Origin of the sequence: Xanthomonas hortorum pv. pelargonii (assembly GCF_024499015.1) — a bacterium.
Lineage (GTDB): Bacteria > Pseudomonadota > Gammaproteobacteria > Xanthomonadales > Xanthomonadaceae > Xanthomonas > Xanthomonas hortorum_B.
Genome location: NZ_CP098604.1, coordinates 3,884,730 through 3,899,727, shown reverse-complemented (window position 1 = coordinate 3,899,727; position 14,998 = coordinate 3,884,730). Strand labels below are relative to the sequence as shown.

Below are 14,998 nucleotides of genomic sequence, written 5' to 3'. Positions count from 1 at the left end.
CAGATCCAGCACATGCGACCGAATAACCAGCCATCGTGAAAATCGGGGCGCTATCGTAGGAGCGTGCTTGCGCGCGATGAGCGTTATCGGTAACGCCCATCGCGCACAAGTGCGCTCCTACGCGGAGCTCGCTCGCTGAGATAAGCGCTAATCAAGAAACCGTGCACGCTGCTCGGGGCTGGGCAGCATGCAATGCTCGGTGCGACCGAACCAGCGATAGCGATTGCGTGCGATCAGGCGATAGCCGATATCACGCACGCCGCTGGGCACCACACGCAGCACAGTGGCCAGCCGCCAGATGCCGCCTAACCCAGCCAGCACGCGCACGATTGCATCGCTGTCGGTCCACGCACCGCTGACATCCACAAGCAGAAAAGATAACGGGTCATCTGGATCCAGACCGTGCTGCAACAACAGCGCGCGCCCGGCCTGGCCCTGCATTGCGGCAAAGCGATAGCGCCCACGCCGATCGTGACCCAGCAGAAATTTGACCCAGCCATTGCACAGCAGACACACGCCATCGAACACGATGATTGCAGGCGCCGCATGCGGCTTACCGCCAGGCGGATCCACGCGAGACGGCTCTGAGTGAGACGGCTCTGAGTGAGACAGCTCCGAGTGAGGCGGCTCCACGCGAGATGGCTCCGAGTGAGACGGCTCCGAGTGAGACGATTCAACGAGCGGTGGATCAACGCGGTTCAAGCCAACCCTCGTAGCGAATGAACGGGCCGACCAGCGGCAGGTGCACGTCGACCAGAAATCCATAGCGGCCAGCGTCGGCATGCTCGCGGCAACGCACCTGCTCGAACCAGCGCGCAGGCAAGAGAATCCAGCCGAATGCCCACACCCGGTTGGCCTGCCAATACAGCGACTGCGTATCGGCGTGCAGCGCAAATTCGAAGCGCACCGCGCCCAGATGTTCGCGCAAGCCGTTGCCGTGCCGCCACAAGCGCGAGTGCATCGGCAGGCCGGCAAAACAGCGATGCCAGCGCTCGCCATTCGCGTCGGCAAGAAACTCCACTTCGACCTCCACCTCGCCAGTGCACGGCAACCGGCTCAGCAGCGCCAATAGCGCTACCAATGGATGGCGACCGCGCTGGATCTGCGCCCGACCGGCGAACGTCTGCCGCTGCTGCACCGAATGCAACGCACGCACCGGCGCAGGCAGCTGCGCGAACGCGCCCTGCCCCAGCACCTGCGCGAACAACGGCATGCTCAGGGCGCGATCCAGGCCAGCGTGGCCATGCGTCCGCTGCGGCGATCGCGACGATGCGAAAAGAAGCGTTGCGGGTCGGAAATGGTGCACAACCCGCCACCATGGATAGCGCCAGCCGGCACACCGGCCTGCTGCAGGCGCTGACGTGCCAGCGCATACAGATCCACCAACCAATGCCCCGGGCGCGTGGCAACAAACGCGCTCTGCGCCTGCGCATCGTGCGCGACGAAGGCGTCGAACACGTCCTGCCCGATTTCGTACACCTGCGGTCCCGCTGCCGGCCCCAACCATGCCACCACGTGCAGCGGCGGCGTGCGCATGGCCGCCACGCTGCGCTCCAGCATGCCATCGGCCAACCCGCGCCAACCCGCATGTGCGGCGGCGACTTCGCTGCCATCGCCAGCTGCAAGCACGACCGGCAAACAATCGGCAGTGAGGATCGCCAGCACCACGCCGGGCACATTGGTTACCGAAGCATCGGCGATTGGTTCTTGCGCACCCGACACGACACCGTCGGCTGCCTCTCTCTGCTCGCCTGGGAGAATCAGCGGCCTTTCAACGCGCACCACTTCCACCCCATGCACCTGGCGCAACCAGTGCGGCGTGCCGGGCAGTGCCAGCGCCTCGACCAGCAGTGCCCGGTTGCGCTCCACCCGCTCCGGCACATCGCCCTCGCCACTGCTGCGGTTGCCGAGATTGAGCGTGTCGAACGGCGCCTGCGATTCGCCCAGGCCGTAACGCAGCGTAGTCAGTGCGCGGATGCGCGGCGGTGCCGGCCAGTTGGCCGGCAACACGAACGGCGCGACGGCTGCCACCTTAGCGGCGTGCCTGCTCGGCGGCGCGCACGCTGTCTTCGCGCAACGCGGTCATCAACCGCTGCAGATCCACCGGCACCGGCGCGCTGGCACGGACCGGCTCGCCGCTGACCGGATGCAGGAATTCCAGGGTTTCGGCATGCAGCGCCTGGCGCTTGAAGGTGCGCAATTCATGCACCAGTTCTTCGCTGGCGCCCTTGGGCAGCTTGAGCGCGCCGCCGTACAGCGGGTCGCCGACGATCGGCGACTTCAGATGTGCCATATGCACGCGGATCTGATGGGTGCGCCCGGTTTCCAGGCGGCATTCCAGCGCGGTGTGCGCACGGAAGCGCTCGCGCAAACGGTAATGGGTGACCGCATCGCGGCCGTCGTCGCGCACCGCCATCTTCAGGCGATCGCGCGGGTGGCGGTCGATCGGCGCATTGGCGGTGCCGCCGGAGACCAGCGCACCCACCACCACCGCCAGGTACTGGCGATGCACATCGCGCGCGGACAGCTGCTCCACCAGCGCGGTCTGCGCCTGCACGGTGCGCGCCACCACCATCACGCCGCTGGTGTCCTTGTCCAGACGATGCACCACGCCGGCGCGCGGCACGGCCGCAAGCGCCGGGTCGCGGAACAGCAGCGCATTGACCAGGGTGCCGTCCGGGTTGCCGGCGCCCGGGTGGACCACCAGCCCGGCCGGCTTGTCGATCACCAGCACCTGGTCGTCTTCGTACAACACGCTCAGCGGGATGTCCTGCGGCTCGGAATGGGTCTGGATTTCCAGCACCACCTGCACCTGCACGCTCTCGCCGCCGCGCAAGGTGTCGCGCGGGCGCGCCATTTCGCCGTTCAGTAGCGCATCGCCGGATTTGATCCACTCCGACAGCCGCGAGCGCGAGAATTCGGGGAACAGCTCGGCCAGCACCGCGTCGAAACGGCGCCCTGCGGCGTTGTCGGGCACGATGGCCTGGCGGATGGACGGGTCGAGGGGTTCGGCAGATGGGTCGGACATGGACACAGGCACTCGGGCAAAAGCGGGAATTTGGGGTCCGGGCGGCGGGAGTCAGTCGCCGGACAGGCCACTAGGCTATCATCGCGCTCTCGTTTTCCTGATGCGTCCTGCCCAGACCCATGATCCGACGGTCCACGTTTTCCGCGCCTGCGCGCCTGATTGCCCTCATGCTGGTGATGGCGTTCGTCGTCACCGGCTGCCACCGCGGCGCCAAGAACAAGAATCCCGACGAAGGCATGCCGGTCGAGCAGCTGTACGGCAAGAGCCACGGCCTGATGGAGAAAGGCAACTGGGCCGGCGCCGAAGCCAGCTACAAGCGCCTGATCGCCCAGTACCCGTACGGCCCGTACACCGAGCAGGCGATGATCGAGACTGCGTATGCGCAGTACAAGGCCGGCAAGCACGACGACACCGTCTCCAGCGTCGACCGCTTCATCCGCACCTACCCGACCCATCGCAACATCTCGTATCTGTATTACCTGCGCGGGCTGGCCAACAGCAACCGCGACACGGTGTTCCTGCGCCGCGTGTGGTCGCTGGACCCGAGCCGTCGCGATCTGTCCTCGCCGCAGCAGGCCTACAACGACTTCAATACCGTCACCGACCGCTATCCGAACAGCCGTTACGCGCCGGATGCGCGCAAGCGGATGATCGAACTGCGCGACGTGTTCGCCCAGCATGAGCTGGACAACGCGCTGTACTACCTGCGCCGCAATGCCTGGGTCTCGGCAGCCGGTCGTGCCAACTACCTGCTGGAAACCTATCCGCAGAGCGCCTACCAGTACGACGCAGTCGCGGTGCTGGCCGAGGCCTATACGCATCTGGGCAACAAGACCCTGGCCGCCGACGCGCGCCGCGTGCTGGAACTCAACAGCCCGCAGCATCCGTGGCTGACCGGCAACTGGCCGAAATACCCGTGGGCCATCCGCAAGCTCAACCCGTTCGCTGGCGAGAAATCCGCTGCCAGCGGCGAGCGCAACTCGCTGATGAGTCGCGACTGAGACACCGGACGCAGCTGAATACCCAAAGGGGCCACAAGGCCCCTTTTTTATTGCGGCAATGCGGATGCAGCAACACGCCTGCGACGGCGGCGTGGCGATTGCCGCAGGCTCTTGCGGTGCCAAACGACGGTCACATCTGATCCACCGGGCGACCGACCGCCCAGCATGACGTAGCTGCGCGCCGGTATCCCCACGCTTTCTCGCACCGCTGAGCGCGCCCGCCTGCGGCACTTGCGAGCACGTCACCAGACCTGGCGCCAGATCACCGAACCGCCAGCACGTGCTGCCTATACTCGGCCTCGAAGAAGATCCGACTCCCCCACCGACGCCAGCCAAGGAGGCCGCATGTCTCGCTCCATCGTCTTGTCGATGCTCGCGCTGTTGCTGGCGACACTGACCGCGACTGCCACTGCGGCGCCCATCGTCTACGGCGTCAACGCCCACGACAATCGCCCCGGCTACCCCATGGCCCAGGCCGAGGCACGCTTCAAGCTGCTGGCCGCGCGCAACCTGCGCAGCTACCGGTTCGATGTGGACCCGCGCGATTACGCAACGCTGGATGCCCTGGTCCCGCTGGCGCGTCAGTACGGCATCACGCTGCGCCCGATGGTCTACCCGATGTCGCGCGAGATCGGCTATCAACTGGCGCGTCGCTATGCGGCCGACATCAAGGTCTGGGAGATCGGCAACGAACAGGACCTTGTCCGCGCCGAGGCCGATGCCCGCATCGCCGCAATGACCACGATGTATCTGGGCATGCGCCAGGCCTCCAACGAACTGGGTGCCGGCCTGCGCTTCACCATCAACATTACCGCCTGCAACAGCGACGACCGCAGCGCCAACGCGCGTTGCCCGGGCGATCGCAATGGCTCGCTGTGGTTTCTTGCCAAGGCCAAGGCGGCCGGCTTCGACTTCGACCACATCAGCTTCCACTACTACGCCTTCCACCGCGATGCCGGTTACTGGACCGAGTTGTACCTGGGCCAGCTGCGCACTGCCGCGCAGACCTACAACACGCCGGTGTTCTTCAACGAGCTGAACTGTGCGGAGATCTACACCGGCAATACCACCGGCGGGGCGCAAGGCGACCGCGGTTGCTACGACAGCCTGGCGCAGTTGCTAAGCAACGTGCGAACCAACTATGCCGATGTGGTGTCCGAAGTGAACGTCTACGAATTGCTGGACCAGACCACGATCCAGGGCGCCGAAGGCCACTTCGGCCTGATGTACGACCTGACGCGGCCCAAGCCGACCCTGGACCTGCTCACCCGCTTCGCGCAACCGCCGGCCACCGCAGTGGCAGCCGGCGCCCCCGGCTACTGACCGGAGTAGCCATTGGTGATCGGGTAACGCCGCTCGCGACCGAAGGCGCGCCGCGACACCTTCGGGCCGGGCGCGGACTGATGGCGCTTCCACTCGTTGAGCCGCACCAGCCGCAGCACGTGCTCGACCGTGTCGGCGGCATAGCCGGCCGCGACGATGTCATCGCGCGACTGCTCCTGGTCGACGTAGCGGTACAGGATGCCGTCCAGCACATCGTACGGCGGCAGCGAATCCTGGTCGGTCTGGTTGTCGCGCAACTCGGCCGAAGGCGGGCGCGAAATCACTGCCGGCGGAATCACCGGCGCGCCGCCCACGGTATTGCGCCACTTGGCCAGGCCGAATACTTCGGTCTTGTACAGGTCCTTGAGCGGGGCGTAGCCGCCGCACATGTCACCGTAGATGGTGGCGTAACCCACCGCGTATTCACTCTTGTTGCCGGTGGTCAGCAGCAGCCCGCCGAACTTATTGGACAGCGCCATCAGGATCACGCCACGGCTGCGCGACTGCAGGTTTTCTTCGGTGATATCCGGTTGGGTGCCTTCGAACAGTGGGCCGAGTGCGGCGAGCAGGCCTTCGAATGCCGGCTCGATCGCGATGGTTTCCAGCTTGACGCCCAGCGCGCGGCATTGCTCCTCAGCCAGATCGTTGGAGAGATTGGCGGTGTAGCGCGACGGCAGCCGCACCGCAGTGACATTGTCGCCCCCCAGCGCATCGACCGCCATCGCCAGCACCAGCGCCGAATCGATGCCGCCGGACAATCCCAACCACACCTTGCTGAAGCCGTTCTTGCGGCAATAGTCCTGCAACCCACGCACCACCGCGCGCCAGGCCAGCGCGTCCATGCTCTCGTCGCCATCGTCCACCCACACCACCGGGGTGAAGCTGCGCTCGTCGGCGGCGTAATCCACCACCAGCCACTGGTCGACGAAGGCCGCAGCGGCCGGATGCACGGTGCCGTCGGCATCGGCGACGACCGATGCGCCGTCGAACACCAGCGCGTCCTGCCCGCCAACCACGTTGAGATAGGCGATCGCCGCCCCGCTCTCGCGGGTGCGCTCGGCCAGCAAGGCATCGCGCTGCGCATGCTTGCCGCGCTCGTACGGCGAGGCATTGGGCACCAGCACCAGCTCGGCGCCGGCCTGCACGGTCTTTGCGAGCGGCTCGGCAAACCACAGGTCCTCGCAGATCACCACGCCCACTTGCACGCCCTTGACCGTGACCACGCAGTTGTCGCCATCCGGATCCACGTCGAAATAGCGGCGCTCGTCGAACACCGCGTAGTTGGGCAACTCGCGCTTGCGATAGGTCGCCGCGATGCGTCCGTCGCGCAACACGCTGGCTGCGTTGTAGACCACGCTCCCGGCACTCTGCGGCCAGCCGACCACCGCGACAATCCCGCGCGTGTTGGCAGCGATGCGTGCCAACGCTTCTTCACAATGCGCGAGAAACCCTGGCCGCAGCAACAGATCTTCCGGTGGGTAGCCGCTGATCGCCAGCTCGGGAAACAGCACGATATCTGCCCCGAACTCGTCGCGTGCTGCCGCGATGAACTCGATGATGCGATCGGTATTGCGCGCCACGGCGCCGACCGGGAAGTCGAACTGGGCCATGGCGATGCGAAGGGTCTGGGACATGGGAAGGCCTATGCGGATGCAACTGGAGAGGCGTGGCTGTGCCGCATCCCGCAAGAGACCGAGATGCAGATCGGCGTTGCCGCCAAGCCTGCATTATTCCAGAAGCGCGCGAACCTGCCGCGGTCTGCCGCTGCGCCAGTGCGTTTCGGCAAGCCCCACCCAAATAGTGACGCGCTTCGACGACCAGAACGACCCGGCGACCGGCGAGCCGGTGATGACCTCGGCCGCATTCCATGCGTGTGCGCGTAGCAAGCCGCATAGCGCGACCTGCGTTGCATCCAGCAGCAATCACTCAATCAGACGGTGCGCACTGTCGGGTGGATGTGGGGCCGCGTTACGGAATGCGCAGCGCGACGCAGGCATGGCGGATGCTGCGCGCCGCGCACACCGAACCGATAACGGCTCACCACGGTGTGCCGGCCCTTGCAATGGCTAATCCCAAAAGCCGAACGCGCACCGATGCTGCGCGTTCGGCACACAGCGGCAACGGGCTCAGTCCGCCTGCAGTGCCCGTACCACCATCGCGCTATCCACTACCTGCTCCATCCGCACGATCTTGCTGTCCTGAAAGTGGTACAGATGCGCAAACGCGGCCTGCATGGTGTTGCCGGTCCTGCGATAACGCCCGCAATACACGCCAAACGCAGCAACGCGCTCGCCATCGGCCAGATAGGTGTGCACCTTGGCCTGATAACCCTCCCACTCGCTCGCCAGGCGCTCGAACACATTGGCGAAGATGGCGTCGGCGCCGACGTAGGTGCCCGCATACGGGAACCCGGCCGCTTCGGTCCAGTGCGCATCGGCCGCCAACGCGGCGCGTAAGTGCCTGGCGTTTTCGTCTGGCGCGTTTTCGTAGGTGTTGCGGATGATCTCCAGCGGCGTCGTCATTGCATCAACCCCACTGCATCTCGCCGGTGGCGACCTTGGCGCCGATCTGCAATGCCACGGCCATACCGGCATCGGGATAGCGCGCGGTCATGGCCTTGATCAGGTCGGCACTGTTGCTGTGCCTGGCCAGCTCTTCTTCGAAGGCCAGCAGATAGTCGCGCGTATAGGTGATGGCCGATACATCGATTGGCGCGCCCGGCACCATGTGCCCGGGCACGACCACTGACGGCGAGCGCGCTGTCATGCTCTCCAGCGTCTTGCGCCAGGCTGCACGCCCTTCGGCACCGCGCGTATCGGCCGTCCACACATGCGTGCCGGAGAACACCAGCACGCCACCGACGATCGCCTTGAGCGCCGGCACCCACACGTAGCGTCGATTGGCCAGGCCCTCGGCCTCGACGATTTCCAGCGCATGGTCTTCCAGCGTGATCGCGTGGCCGTCGAAGACCTCCGGCATCACGATGTCGGCCAGGGTCTGTGGGCCATTTTCCTTCAGCTGCGGGCCCCAGGTGGCCAGCTTCTTTTCGACATTGCCCTTGATCGCCGCGATGGTGGCCGAGGCGGCGATGACGCGCGCCTTGGGGAAGGCGGCCTTGATCGGCGCCAGGCTGAAGTAATAGTCCGGGTCGCTCTGGCTGATGTAGATGGTGGTCAGCGTCTTGCCGCTGGCGCGGATCGCCTCGGCCAGCGCCTTGCCGTCGGGCAGCGTAAAGCCGCCATCGATCAGCACTGCATCGCGTGCGCCGGAAATCAGCACCGGCGCGCGGAAGAACCCATGTTCGCCGGCGGGGAAATGGTGATAGGTCAGTGTGGTCTGTGCAGCCATGGCGGTATTCGCTCCAAGGACGGCCGTCGCGACACTCGCAACAGCCAGGGTTTTGATGACGTCTCGTCGGGTTGGCATTGGTTTTGGCCTTTTGGAATGGCGATGGAGTGAGGTGGAGTGGAACTAGGGCTGGAGTTGGGTTGGAATGCTTTGATCAGCGCGCGTACAAAGCGATGCCTGGGCCGGCGCAGCACGTGCGCCCGTACCCTCATCCGGGGCTACGCGCCACCTTCTCCGGCGGGAGAAGGGGCGAGACCCCTCTCCCGCCGGGGCACCAGGGCACGGCTTACGTGCCACTGGCGCGTGTGCCTTGGTGCGCCCGCGCCACTGGCGCGGGCCGGGGCGCGGAGCGGGGGTTGGGGTGAGGGTACGGCGGAAGACAGCCAACCCAATGGCAAGAAAACCACTTGCCCAGGACGACTTAAGAACGCCCGGCATCCAACTGCCGCAGCACCGCATCCGGATTTCCATATCCCGCGCCAACATCCAACAACCAGCGCGCACCGGACGACTGCGCAACCAAGGTCGGTACGCCACGCGCACTGAACTCCTGCAGCAGTGACTGCGCCTTGTCGATACGCGCCTGCGTCAGCGCAAGCAGCTGCGCATCCGGCGCAGCGATCTGCACCGCTGCCTGTACTAGACCAAGCGATTCCAGCAGGCCAATCAGCGTACCCAGCGCAGTCACATCATCGCCATCCATATAACGCGCTTTTTGGATCGCCCCCAGCACCTGCAATTCGCGCGAGGGGTCGATGCGCGCCACCGCCGTCAGCGCCAGCGTCGCCAGGCCGCTGTCGAAGCGCTGCTGGCGGTCGCCGAGCACGCGCTGACGATACTGCTCGCTGAAAACCTGGCCGGTCAGCTGCGCAATGCGCTGATCGTTGGACTAGGCGTAGCCGGCGAAGGTGTCGTCCATTGCCCTGGCGCCAGCGCCCAGAAACAGGCCGGCTGGCAGCAATTCCAGGGTGACATCGGCCCGCGCCTGCAACGCCGACACCACGGCCGTCGCGCCGTAGCACCAGCCGCACAGCGGGTCATAGAGGTAGTGGACAGTGGTGGACATGGCGGCGGCATCCAGTGGCGATGGATGCATCCTAGGCCGCTTCCGTTGACTCTTAAATCCATCCGCAATAAACATACCGTATGCCAACAACACACAATCGAACCGAGTCCGGCCCCGGTGGCCTAGGCAATCTGCGCCGGCTGGCGTATTTCGTCGCCGTGGTGGAAACCGGCTCGTTCAACGGCAGCCGCCGAGCGCCTGGGCATTACCAAAGCAGTGGTCAGCCAGCAGGTCGCCCGCCTGGAACGCGAATGCCGCACCTCGCTGTTGGTGCGCACGACCCGCAAGGTGCGCACCACCGAACTCGGGCAGTCGTTCTATCAGCGCTGCGCGGCGATCCTGCGCGATACCGACGACGCGTTCGACGCACTGACCGACACCGCCGCCGAACCTTCCGGCCTGCTCAGGCTCACCGCACCGCTGGACTACGGCGTACGCGTGGTGGTGCCGGCGATCGCGGCCTTCACCCGGCGCTATCCGGCCTGCAAGGTCGATGCGATCCTCAGCGACCAGACCCTGGACCTGATGACGGCCAACATCGAGCTTGCGATCCGCGTCGGCTGGTTGGCCGAAAGCAGCCTGCAGGCACGCAAGATCGGTGCGTTCCGGCAGTTGCTGGTCGCGCCTTCCACGATGACCGCGCAACTGGCCGGGCTCACTGCGCCGCAGGACATCGCCACACTGCCGTTCATCGCCAACACGGCCTTGCGCGATCATCAGCGCTGGCACTTCGCGCATGCCACGCACGCGCCGCAGAGTGTGGACGTGCAGCCCGGCATCTTTCTCGACGCCACCCTCGCCGTACGCGAAGCGGTCTGCCAGGGCGCGGGAATCTCGGTACTGCCGGATTATGTGGTTGCCGACGATCTGGCCGCAGGTCGTTTACTGCATGTGCTGCCGCAGTGGCAGTTGCCGTCCGGTGGTATCCATGCGGTGTTCCCGGCAACGCGCTTTCGACCGGCAAAAGTGCGTGCGTTCGTGGATGTGTTGCTTGAGCAGACGGCGCAGCAGCACGCCCTCTAAATCGAATGCTGCGAGCCAGGCGAATTAGCCGATAAGCCACAACAGGCGACGGCGGCCACGAAGACGCTGACACAACCCGGCAATTAGCCATCGGATTTGGCAATCCAATATCGCGACCATAAAAAAGGCCACCCGAAGGTGGCCTCTCTCACACTCACACGCTTGCGCGCGATGCGTGTTTCTTACTTCACCAGCGCAGCGATCGCCGCACCCAGATCGCCCGGCGAACGGACGGTCTTGACGCCAGCGGCTTCCATCGCGGCGAACTTGCCTTCGGCGGTGCCCTTGCCGCCCGATGCGATCGCACCGGCGTGGCCCATGCGCTTGCCGGCCGGAGCCGAGGCACCGGCGATGAAGCCGACCACCGGCTTCTTCACGAACTGCTTGATGTACTCGGCACCGGCTTCCTCGGCGTCGCCACCGATTTCGCCGACCATGATGATGCCTTCGGTCTGCGGGTCTTCGTTGAACAGCTTGAGGCAGTCGACGAAGTTCAGGCCGTTGATCGGGTCGCCGCCGATCCCGATGCAGGTGCTCTGGCCCAGGCCCACTTCGGTGGTCTGCTTGACCGCTTCATAGGTCAGGGTGCCCGAACGCGACACGATGCCGATCTTGCCCGGCTTGTGGATGTGGCCCGGCATGATGCCGATCTTGCACTCGCCCGGGGTGATCACGCCGGGGCAGTTCGGCCCGATCAGCACGGTGTCCGGATGGGCGCGGGTCAGCACGTTCTTGACGCGCAGCATGTCCAGCACCGGGATGCCCTCGGTGATGCACACGATGACCTTGATGCCGGCCGCAGCCGCTTCCAGGATCGCATCGGCCGCATACGGCGGCGGCACGTAGATGACCGAAGCGTCAGCGCCGGTGGCCGACACAGCATCGGCCACGGTGTTGAACACCGGCAGGTCGATATGCGTGGTGCCGCCCTTGCCGGGGGTCACGCCGCCGACGACCTGGGTGCCGTACTCGATCATCTGAGTGGCGTGGAAGGTGCCCTGCTGGCCGGTGAAGCCCTGCACGATCACCTTGGTGTTCTTGTTAATCAAAACGGACATGGATAGTTCCTTCGGTGTCGTGAATCAGGCGGCGTTCTTGACAGCTTCAACGACTTTCTTGGCACCGTCGTTGATGTTGTCGGCCGGGATGATGGCCATGCCGCTGTCGCGCAGCAGCTGCTTGCCTTCTTCCACGTTGGTGCCTTCCAGGCGCACCACGACCGGAACCTTGACGCCCACTTCCTTGACCGCAGCGATGATGCCCTCGGCAATCATGTCGCAGCGAACGATGCCGCCGAAGATGTTGACGAAGATGCCTTCGACCTTGTCCGAGGACAGGATCAGCTTGAACGCTTCGATGACGCGCTGCTTGTTGGCACCGCCGCCCACGTCCAGGAAGTTCGCCGGCTCGCCGCCGTTGAGCTTGATCACGTCCATGGTGGCCATGGCCAGGCCTGCGCCGTTGACCATGCAACCGATGTTGCCGTCCATGGTGACGTAGTTGATGTCCAGCTCGGACGCGGTCACTTCGGTCTCGTCTTCCTGCGTCTTGTCGCGCATGGCGACCAGCTGCTTCTGACGGAACGCGGCGTTGTCGTCGCTGTCGAACTTGCCGTCCAGCGCATACAGGTTGCCGTCGTCCAGGATCGCCAGCGGGTTGATTTCAACCAGCGCCAGATCCTTTTCGTTGAACAGCTTGTACAGGTTCACCATGATGCTGGCGAACTGGCCGGCCTGCTTGGCGGTCAGGCCGAGCTTGAAGCCGAAATCGCGGCCGTGGTAGCCCTGCACGCCTTCGACGAAATCGACGTTGAGCGCGTGGATCAGTTCCGGGGTTTCTGCAGCGACCTGCTCGATTTCCACGCCGCCTTCCGAAGAAGCGATGTAGGTGATGGTCTTGGTGCCGCGGTCGACCAGCACCGACAGGTACAGCTCCTTGACGATCTCACCGGCGGTGGTCACCAGCACCAGGTTGATCGGCAGCTCAACACCGGCGGTCTGATAGGTGGACATCTTGGTGCCGAGCATCTTGGCTGCTGCGGCCTTCACGTCGTCGGTGGTCTTGCAGAACTTGACGCCGCCAGCCTTGCCGCGGCCGCCCGCATGGATCTGCGCTTTCACCATCCAGGGGCCCTTGCCCAGGGAATTGGCGGCTTCGACCGCTTCGTCCGGAGTAGCCGCGACCTTACCGGCCGGGACGGGAATGCCGTACTCGGCAAGCAGCTGTTTTGACTGGTATTCGTGGAAATTCATGCGTCACCGTGGGAAAAGGAAACGACCGCTGCGTGCAACGCAGACCGCCAGGGCGGCACGTCAAGAGACGCGAACGGGCCGCCTATTGTGGCTGACCGCGCCGTGCGGCGCAAAATTCGGCGATATTGCCCGCCCAATCGCCGCGCTTGCATGCAGCCCGGCACTATGCGCACGCGCGGCACAGATCACGCACTTGCCTATACTCGCGGCTCGTTCCAGCGGGGAATCGGTTTGCCATCCAGCGCATCGCTTATCGACCGGTTCCAGTCAGCGCCGCCGCGCGAGCTGTACTTTTTTTCGCTGTACCGGGTGCTGGTGGCGGGCCTGATCGCCGCACTGGTGTTCAGCCCCTTGTCCGATGCCATCCCCGAGCCGCGCTACCAGCGCCTGGCCGCCGGTGTGGCGATCGGGTACCTCTGCATCGCCGTGCCGCTGCTGTTCTGGGGCCGCAGCGAGCGCAGGCTGACCACCACCGTGTTCTGTTCGGTGCTGGCCGACATCCTTGCCGCCACCCTGGCCACGCATGCCCTGCCCGGCGCAAGTGCCGGCATCGCGATGATGTTGCTGTTCAATGTCGCCGCCGCCTCGCTGCTGCTGCGCCTGCGCTACGGCATGAGCATCGCGGTGCTCGCCAGCGGCGCCATCGTGCTGGAATACCTGTGGACCCTGCTCGAAGGCGGCGGCGCCGCCCGCCCGGTGGCCGAACTGGCCATGTTCGCCACCAGCTACGTCGCGGTGGCCTTCATCTGCGAACAGATCGGCTCGCGCGCGCGCCGCAACCAGGTGCTGGCGGAAGAACGCGGCGCGCAGGTGGCCAATCTCTACGAAATCAATGAACTGATCATCCGCCGCATGCGCACCGGTGTGCTGGTGGTCGATACGCACAACCACATCACCCTGGCCAACGAAGCGGCACTGGCGTTGCTGGGCGATGGCGACCAGCGCAACGCCCCGGCCGACCTGTCGCTGGCCGCACTCACCCCGGAACTGGCGCGCCGCCTGCAACGCTGGCGCAGCGGCTGGCGCGAGGAGGAGGCCCCACTGCAACTGGGCGCCGACCGCCCGGAAGTGCAGCCGCGCTTCGTGCGCCTGCTCGCCGACAGCGACCTGGTACTGATCTTTCTGGACGACGCCACGGTAGTCTCGCGCCGCGCCGAATCGCTCACCTTGTCGGCAATGGGGCGCTTTTCTGCCAGTCTGGCGCACGAAATCCGCAACCCGCTCGCCGCAATCAGCTACGCCTCGCAACTGCTGGAAGAATCCCCGGACATTGGCGATGCCGACCGCCGCCTGCTGCAGATCATCCACCAGCAATGCCAACGCACCAACGGCATCGTCGAAAGCGTGCTCGCACTGGCTCGGCGCGAGCGCGCCAACCCGGACAACCTGGATCTGGCCGCATTCGTGCGCCGCTTCGTGGTCGAGTACCGGCAGACCCTGTCGATGGAAACCGACATTCTGGAGGCCAGCATCCAGGGCGCCTCGGTGCATGCGCTGGTCGACCCAAAGCACCTCCACCAGATCCTGACCGCCCTGGTCCACAACGCACTCAAGTACGGCCGGGTCATGGACGAACCGGCGCGGGTCAAGCTGCGCGTGGAGCGCCTGGAGCGCATGGCGGTGATCGATGTCATCGACCGCGGGCCCGGCATTCCGGAGACGGTGGCCGCGCAACTGTTCCGCCCGTTCTACACCACCTCCGAACACGGCACCGGGCTGGGCCTGTATATCGCCCAGGAGCTTTGTCGCGCCAACCAGGCGCAACTGGATTACGTCTCTGTGCCCGGCGGCGGCGCGTGTTTCCGGATCCTGTTGCAGGGGCCCAATGGCTTGCTTGGGAAGTGAGTGATTGCTGCGCCGCATTGTCTGCAACGCAGACCCAAGGTGATAGCGCGACGCATTGATGGACGAACGTGTGTGGTGGCTCTGCGTGGGCCCAAACCCCGACGACAATTGT

At 65.3% G+C, this 14,998-nt stretch carries 15 protein-coding genes; 4 read left to right on the top strand and 11 right to left on the bottom strand.

All coding sequences use genetic code 11. From position 1 onward, the window contains the following. Positions 1 to 147 precede the first annotated feature (147 nt). From NDY25_RS16860 to rluD, 4 genes are all read right to left on the bottom strand, one after another. Positions 148 to 573, bottom strand: coding sequence for a thiol-disulfide oxidoreductase DCC family protein (locus tag NDY25_RS16860; RefSeq protein ID WP_168958966.1), 426 nt, complete (start codon positions 571 to 573; stop codon positions 148 to 150). Positions 574 to 688: 115 nt separating this feature from the next. Continuing rightward, entirely contained in the window at positions 689 to 1,213 is a 525-nt protein-coding gene (locus tag NDY25_RS16855; RefSeq protein WP_168958965.1) for a DUF4166 domain-containing protein, read from the bottom strand. 2 nt (positions 1,214 to 1,215) lie between these two features. Beyond that, complete coding sequence (gene pgeF, locus NDY25_RS16850) at positions 1,216 to 2,031, bottom strand: peptidoglycan editing factor PgeF (protein WP_168958964.1); 816 nt, start codon at positions 2,029 to 2,031, stop codon at positions 1,216 to 1,218. Between the two features lies 1 nt (position 2,032). Continuing rightward, positions 2,033 to 3,028: a 23S rRNA pseudouridine(1911/1915/1917) synthase RluD gene (gene rluD / locus NDY25_RS16845; RefSeq protein ID WP_168958963.1), complete on the bottom strand. Its 996-nt coding sequence runs from the start codon at positions 3,026 to 3,028 to the stop codon at positions 2,033 to 2,035. 119 nt (positions 3,029 to 3,147) lie between these two features. On the opposite strand from rluD, the gene NDY25_RS16840 reads away from it, so the two are divergent. Both NDY25_RS16840 and NDY25_RS16835 read left to right on the top strand, forming a co-directional pair. Then, complete coding sequence (locus tag NDY25_RS16840; RefSeq protein WP_168958962.1) at positions 3,148 to 4,029, top strand: outer membrane protein assembly factor BamD; 882 nt, start codon at positions 3,148 to 3,150, stop codon at positions 4,027 to 4,029. A 345-nt stretch (positions 4,030 to 4,374) separates the two neighbouring features. Beyond that, positions 4,375 to 5,352, top strand: coding sequence for a glycoside hydrolase family protein (locus tag NDY25_RS16835; protein WP_168958961.1), 978 nt, complete (start codon positions 4,375 to 4,377; stop codon positions 5,350 to 5,352). Here NDY25_RS16835 and NDY25_RS16830 read toward each other — a convergent pair. The 5 genes from NDY25_RS16830 to NDY25_RS16810 form a co-directional block, all read right to left on the bottom strand. Beyond that, positions 5,346 to 6,986, bottom strand: coding sequence for an NAD+ synthase (locus tag NDY25_RS16830; RefSeq protein WP_168958960.1), 1,641 nt, complete (start codon positions 6,984 to 6,986; stop codon positions 5,346 to 5,348). The genes NDY25_RS16835 and NDY25_RS16830 overlap by 7 nt on opposite strands. 492 nt (positions 6,987 to 7,478) lie before the next feature. Then, positions 7,479 to 7,874: a nuclear transport factor 2 family protein gene (locus NDY25_RS16825; RefSeq protein ID WP_168958959.1), complete on the bottom strand. Its 396-nt coding sequence runs from the start codon at positions 7,872 to 7,874 to the stop codon at positions 7,479 to 7,481. Positions 7,875 to 7,878: 4 nt separating this feature from the next. Beyond that, entirely contained in the window at positions 7,879 to 8,700 is an 822-nt protein-coding gene (locus tag NDY25_RS16820) for an MBL fold metallo-hydrolase (RefSeq protein WP_233366546.1), read from the bottom strand. A gap of 421 nt (positions 8,701 to 9,121) precedes the next feature. Further along, positions 9,122 to 9,526: a hypothetical protein gene (locus NDY25_RS16815; protein ID WP_218974075.1), complete on the bottom strand. Its 405-nt coding sequence runs from the start codon at positions 9,524 to 9,526 to the stop codon at positions 9,122 to 9,124. 63 nt (positions 9,527 to 9,589) lie between these two features. Beyond that, positions 9,590 to 9,766: a hypothetical protein gene (locus NDY25_RS16810; protein WP_218974074.1), complete on the bottom strand. Its 177-nt coding sequence runs from the start codon at positions 9,764 to 9,766 to the stop codon at positions 9,590 to 9,592. A gap of 216 nt (positions 9,767 to 9,982) precedes the next feature. On the opposite strand from NDY25_RS16810, the gene NDY25_RS16805 reads away from it, so the two are divergent. After that, positions 9,983 to 10,789: a LysR family transcriptional regulator gene (locus NDY25_RS16805; RefSeq protein WP_256627584.1), complete on the top strand. Its 807-nt coding sequence runs from the start codon at positions 9,983 to 9,985 to the stop codon at positions 10,787 to 10,789. A 182-nt stretch (positions 10,790 to 10,971) separates the two neighbouring features. Here NDY25_RS16805 and sucD read toward each other — a convergent pair whose 3' ends face one another. Beyond that, positions 10,972 to 11,847, bottom strand: a complete 876-nt coding sequence (sucD, locus tag NDY25_RS16800) for a succinate--CoA ligase subunit alpha (protein WP_006450729.1) — start codon at positions 11,845 to 11,847, stop codon at positions 10,972 to 10,974. 24 nt (positions 11,848 to 11,871) lie between these two features. After that, positions 11,872 to 13,041, bottom strand: a complete 1,170-nt coding sequence (gene sucC, locus NDY25_RS16795) for an ADP-forming succinate--CoA ligase subunit beta (protein WP_006450728.1) — start codon at positions 13,039 to 13,041, stop codon at positions 11,872 to 11,874. A 231-nt stretch (positions 13,042 to 13,272) separates the two neighbouring features. Between sucC and NDY25_RS16790 the strand changes: the two genes are divergently transcribed. Then, the gene (locus NDY25_RS16790) at positions 13,273 to 14,886 is read left to right on the top strand and encodes a sensor histidine kinase (protein ID WP_168958956.1); all 1,614 of its coding nucleotides are present in this window, start codon (positions 13,273 to 13,275) and stop codon (positions 14,884 to 14,886) included. Positions 14,887 to 14,998: the final 112 nt, after the last annotated feature.